This is a genomic window from Streptomyces sp. NPDC059037 (assembly GCF_042740015.1).
Lineage (GTDB): Bacteria > Actinomycetota > Actinomycetes > Streptomycetales > Streptomycetaceae > Streptomyces.
This window is the reverse complement of the sequence record NZ_JBHYIG010000462.1, coordinates 1-4,280: the sequence shown is the minus strand read 5'-3', so window position 1 is coordinate 4,280 and position 4,280 is coordinate 1. Positions and strand designations below refer to the sequence as shown.

Here is a 4,280-nt window from a genome sequence, read left to right as displayed (position 1 = left end):
ACGGCAGCCCTCCGTTGACCACCATGCGGCGCCCCGCGTGAACTCCCTCACCGCGCACCGCCCGCGGTGAACTCAAGCCGCACCCCGGCCGGGAGGCCCGCCCGCTCCCGGGTGTCGGCGGGCAGCCGGTTCCGGTCGGCGGGATCCGTGCGTACCGGGCGGCCATCGTGTGCCCACCGCGCCCCGCCCCGCTCGAACTCCCTCACCGCGCGCCCCCGATCGTCGGGTAGGGGAACTTCACGCCGACCCCGCCGTCCACGACGAGCGTCTGCCCGGTGACGTACGACGAGAGCGGCGAGGCGAAGAAGAGCAGGGCCGACGCGATGTCGGAGGTCTCCGCGACGCGGTTCAGCGGTGCGTTGCGGGCGTTGCGGTCGCGGCCCTCTGCGCCGATCAGGGCCGCCACCCGTGGGGTCCACACGACGCCCGGAGCCACCGCGTTGACCCGCACCCCGCGCGGGCCGTACTCCACCGCCGCCGAGCGGACCAGCGAGACCAGGCCCGCCTTGGCCGCGCCGTACGCCGCGTGCAGGGGTGCCGCCGTGAGGCCCGACACCGATGCCACGAAGACCAGCGGGCCGCCGCCCGCTTCGGCGAGCGCCTCGCCGCCGTACTGGACGGCCAGCCAGGCGTGCCGCAGGACCATCGAGAAGTGCCAGTCCCAGGACGCGTCGTCCAGCTCCGCCAGGGGTGTGTAGCGGGCCATGCCGACGATGTCGATGACGCCGCCGACCGGGCCCAACTCCCTATGGGTGTGCGTGAAAAGCTTCCGGACCTCCTCGCGGCGCGTCACGTCCGCGACGTACGCGGCGGAGTCCGTCTCGGCGGCGACCGCCTCCGCGCGGTCCTTGTCGACGTCCACGCAGAGCAGCCGTGCCCCCGCCGCCGTGAGGGCGTGCGCGGTCTGGCGGCCGATGCCGTTGCCCGCGCCGAGCAGGACGAAGACGCGGCCGTCCAGGCGGTGCAGGGAGGCGTAGTCGGGGATGGGTGAGGTGTCGGGCGTCGTCATCGGGCGTCCCTTCGCGGCCGGTACGACGCCAGTTCCGGGATGACTTCCTTGCCCAGGATCTCGATCGTGCGCAGGATCTCCTGGTGCTCCAGATAGCCCCACTGGACGTAACAGATGAGCTGGTCGATGCCGAGGTCGGCGTAGTGCTTGGCCTTGCGGACGACGGTCTCCGCGTCGCCGATGAGGATCATGTCGCCGTCGTTGAACTCCCGGACAGGGACGCTGCCTTCGATGATCGGGGTGAGGAGCGGGAAGGTCCGCTCGCGCTCCTCGGCGTTCAAGTGCGGCAGTTCCCAGTCGAGCGTGAACTGGGCGAGATTGCGGTACCACCAGGCGACCGAGTCCCAGACGCGCCGCGAGGGACGGTCCGCCACATGTACCAGGGTGTACGCGCTGACGCGGTTCGTCGTGACGTCCGTGATCGGTGCCGGGGCGCGCGCCGCCTCGCGGTAGGCCGTCACCTGCCGGGCCATCGCCTCGAGTGGCTGCATGATCGAGAAGGAGAGCAGGCCGAGGCCCGCCGCGCCCGCCACCTCCGCCGAGCCGGGGGACGTGGCCGCCATCCAGCACGGTGGGTGCGGGTCCTGGACCGGCTTCGGGGTGACCATCCGGCGGGGGAAGGTGAAGCGCTCGGACTCGTACGCGAAGTACTCCTCGCGCCACATGCCCGTCACGATCTCGATCGCCTCGCGCCAGTCGGAGCGCGACTGCTCCCGGTCGACGCCGAATGCCGTCTGTTCCATGGGAGTTGAGCGGCCGGTTCCCCACTCCACGCGGCCTTCCGAGAGGACGTCCACCGCCGCTACCTTCTCCGCGATCCGCTGCGGCGGAGTGAAGCCGAAGGGGGTGAGCGTCACGCCGAAACCGAGGCGGATGCGTTCGGTCAGTGCCGCGAGGTGGCCGAGCAGGACTTCCGGCGCGGGGCAGTGCGAGCGGCCCTCGCGGAAGTGGTGCTCCACGGCCCACACCGTGCGGAAGCCCACCCGGTCCGCGAGCCGGATCTGCTCCACGGCCTCGCGGTAGGCGCGCTGTTCGGCGGTGCGCTGGCCGTGCGGATGGGGTCCGTTCCAGGGCTTCGGTACGTCGATCTCGTACAGCACATCGAGGTCCATGGCCTGCTGCCTCCCTCTCGACCGGGGTGCACGATGGGGGAGATCTGACGAAGTGTCAACCACTTCCCCTGAGCCCCGGAACGCAACGGACGAAACGGACCGCGCAACGAAGACCCGCAGGAATCGGAAGTACGCAACGATCATCCGCCGCTGCGCAAGGTTGCTGCATTACGTGAGTGAAGCCTGACTCATAGAGTCATCCGCTGTACGTGGTGTGGCGGGGACCGCCTGCTCGGCGGTCCCCATCCATGCGTGGGGTGCTGCCGCCGGTCCCGCCGCCCTGACCGGCAGCGATGAAGGAGCCATGCGTGCTCGACCAAGGCGCACCCCCGCAGAACCGCCCAAGCCCCCCGGGAGCCGCCGGGCTTGGCAGCCGTCTCATGCGGCGCAAGCCGGTGGAAGCCCTGGTCGCGGAGGGCGGCCAGGGTGAGGGCGGCTCGCTGCGGCGCTCCCTCGGCATGTGGCAGCTGACCATGATCAGCATCGGTGCCACGCTCGGCACCGGCATCTTCGTCGTCCTCGGCGAGAGCGTCCCCAAGGCCGGACCCGCCGTCACCATCTCCTTCGTGATCGCCGGACTCACCGCCCTCTTCTCGGCCCTCTCGTACGCCGAGCTGGCCGGCTCCATACCGGTCGCGGGCTCCTCCTATTCGTACGCGTACGCAACGATGGGCGAACTCATCGCCTGGGTCTGCGGCTGGTGCCTGGTCCTGGAGTACGGCGTGTCCGTCGCGGCCGTGGCCGTCGGCTGGGGCGAGTACCTCAACGAGCTGCTCGACGGCACCATCGGTGTCACCATCCCCGACGCGCTCTCCGCGGCGCCCGGCGAGGTCGACGGCGCGATCATCAACCTGCCCGGCCTGATCGTCGTGCTGCTCGCCATGGTGTTCCTGCTGGGCGGCGCCAAGGAGTCGGCGCTCGCCAACACGATCATGGTCGTCGTGAAGATCGCCGCGCTGGTCCTCTTCTGCACCATCGGTTTCATGGGCTTCAAGTCCGGCAACTACTCCGACTTCATGCCGCTCGGCACGGCCGGGGTCAGCGCCGCCGCCGCGAGCCTCTTCTTCTCGTACATCGGCTTCGACGCCGCATCCACCGCCGGTGAGGAAGCGAAGAACCCGCAGCGCGACCTGCCCCGCGCGATCATGCTCTCGCTGATCATCGTCACCGCGCTCTACGTCCTGGTCGCCGCCGTCGCCGTCGGCGCCTGGAACTGGAAGGACTTCGAGGGCTCCGAGGCCACGCTCGCCGCGATCATGAACGACGTCAGCGGCCAGAGCTTCTGGGGCACGCTGCTCGCCGCCGGCGCGGTCATCTCCATCGCGTCCGTCGTCCTGACCGTGCTCTACGGCCAGACCCGCGTCCTGTTCGCCATGTCCCGCGACGGCCTGGTCCCCAAGGTGTTCGGCAAGGTCAGCAAGAAGACGGGCACGCCCCGCGTGAACACCGTCATCGTGTCGCTGTTCTGCGCCGCCCTCGCCTCGGTGATCCCGCTCGGCAAGCTCGTCGACGCCACCAGCATCGGTACGCTCTTCGCCTTCGGCCTGGTCAACATCGCCGTGATCGTGCTGCGCCGGACCCGCCCCGACATGCCGCGCACCTTCCGCGTGCCGCTGGGCTGGCTCTTCCCGGTCCTCGGCTTCGGCTTCTGCGCGTACAACATGTTCAGCCTCGACTCCATCACCTGGACGGTCTTCGGTGTCTGGATGGCCGTCGGCCTCGTGTTCTACTTCCTGTACGGCATGAGCCGCTCCCGATTGGCCACAGCAGAGAAGTGATCCACCCCCAGTGCGACTGAACGATCTCGACGAACGCATTGTGCACGCCCTCGCCGAGGACGCCCGCCGTTCCTACGCCGACATCGGCCAGCTGGTCGGACTCTCCGCGCCTGCCGTGAAGCGGCGTGTGGACCGGCTGCGGGCGACCGGGGCCATCACGGGGTTCACCGTGCGGGTGGACCCCGCGGCCCTGGGGTGGGAGACCGAGGGGTTCATCGAGATCTACTGTCGCCGCAATACCTCGCCGGAGGCGATCAAGCGGGGGCTTGAGCGGTATCCGGAGATGCCCGGGGCCCTCGCCGGCCCCGGGGGCGGGCGCGCGCTGGGAAAGGGTTTTTGTATGGCTTATAGGGGAAATATGGGGGGTGGTGTTGGGGGTTG

Annotated in this window: 5 protein-coding genes; 2 read left to right on the top strand and 3 right to left on the bottom strand. The window is 69.9% G+C overall.

The features are described 5' to 3' along the window. Positions 1–47: 47 nt before the first annotated feature. The 3 genes from ACFWY6_RS44560 to ACFWY6_RS44550 are packed head-to-tail and all read right to left on the bottom strand — an operon-like array spanning position 48 to position 2,121. Positions 48–206: a hypothetical protein gene (locus tag ACFWY6_RS44560; RefSeq protein WP_384703388.1), complete on the bottom strand. Its 159-nt coding sequence runs from the start codon at positions 204–206 to the stop codon at positions 48–50. Further along, the gene (locus tag ACFWY6_RS44555) at positions 203–1,009 is read right to left on the bottom strand and encodes an SDR family NAD(P)-dependent oxidoreductase (protein WP_384703385.1); all 807 of its coding nucleotides are present in this window, start codon (positions 1,007–1,009) and stop codon (positions 203–205) included. Before ACFWY6_RS44555 ends, ACFWY6_RS44560 begins: the two co-directional genes overlap by 4 nt. Further along, positions 1,006–2,121 (bottom strand): LLM class flavin-dependent oxidoreductase, encoded by a 1,116-nt coding sequence (locus ACFWY6_RS44550; RefSeq protein ID WP_384703382.1) that lies wholly within the window; start codon positions 2,119–2,121, stop codon positions 1,006–1,008. Before ACFWY6_RS44550 ends, ACFWY6_RS44555 begins: the two co-directional genes overlap by 4 nt. A gap of 308 nt (positions 2,122–2,429) precedes the next feature. Here ACFWY6_RS44550 and ACFWY6_RS44545 point away from each other — a divergent pair, with 308 nt between their 5' ends. Together ACFWY6_RS44545 and ACFWY6_RS44540 are read left to right on the top strand one after the other, a co-directional pair. Continuing rightward, positions 2,430–3,899 carry an amino acid permease gene (locus tag ACFWY6_RS44545; protein ID WP_384703379.1) on the top strand — a complete coding sequence of 490 codons (1,470 nt, stop codon included), beginning with the start codon at positions 2,430–2,432 and terminating at the stop codon, positions 3,897–3,899. Between the two features lie 10 nt (positions 3,900–3,909). Then, a partial coding sequence (locus ACFWY6_RS44540) for an Lrp/AsnC family transcriptional regulator (RefSeq protein WP_384703376.1) occupies positions 3,910–4,280 on the top strand: 371 nt, incomplete at its 3' end.

Excerpts from the sequence above, each read along its gene's own strand:
- ACFWY6_RS44555 (WP_384703385.1), bottom strand. The coding sequence starts at position 1,009 with ATGACGACGCCCGACACCTCACCCATCCCCGACTACGCCTCCCTGCAC.
- ACFWY6_RS44550 (WP_384703382.1), bottom strand. The coding sequence starts at position 2,121 with ATGGACCTCGATGTGCTGTACGAGATCGACGTACCGAAGCCCTGGAAC.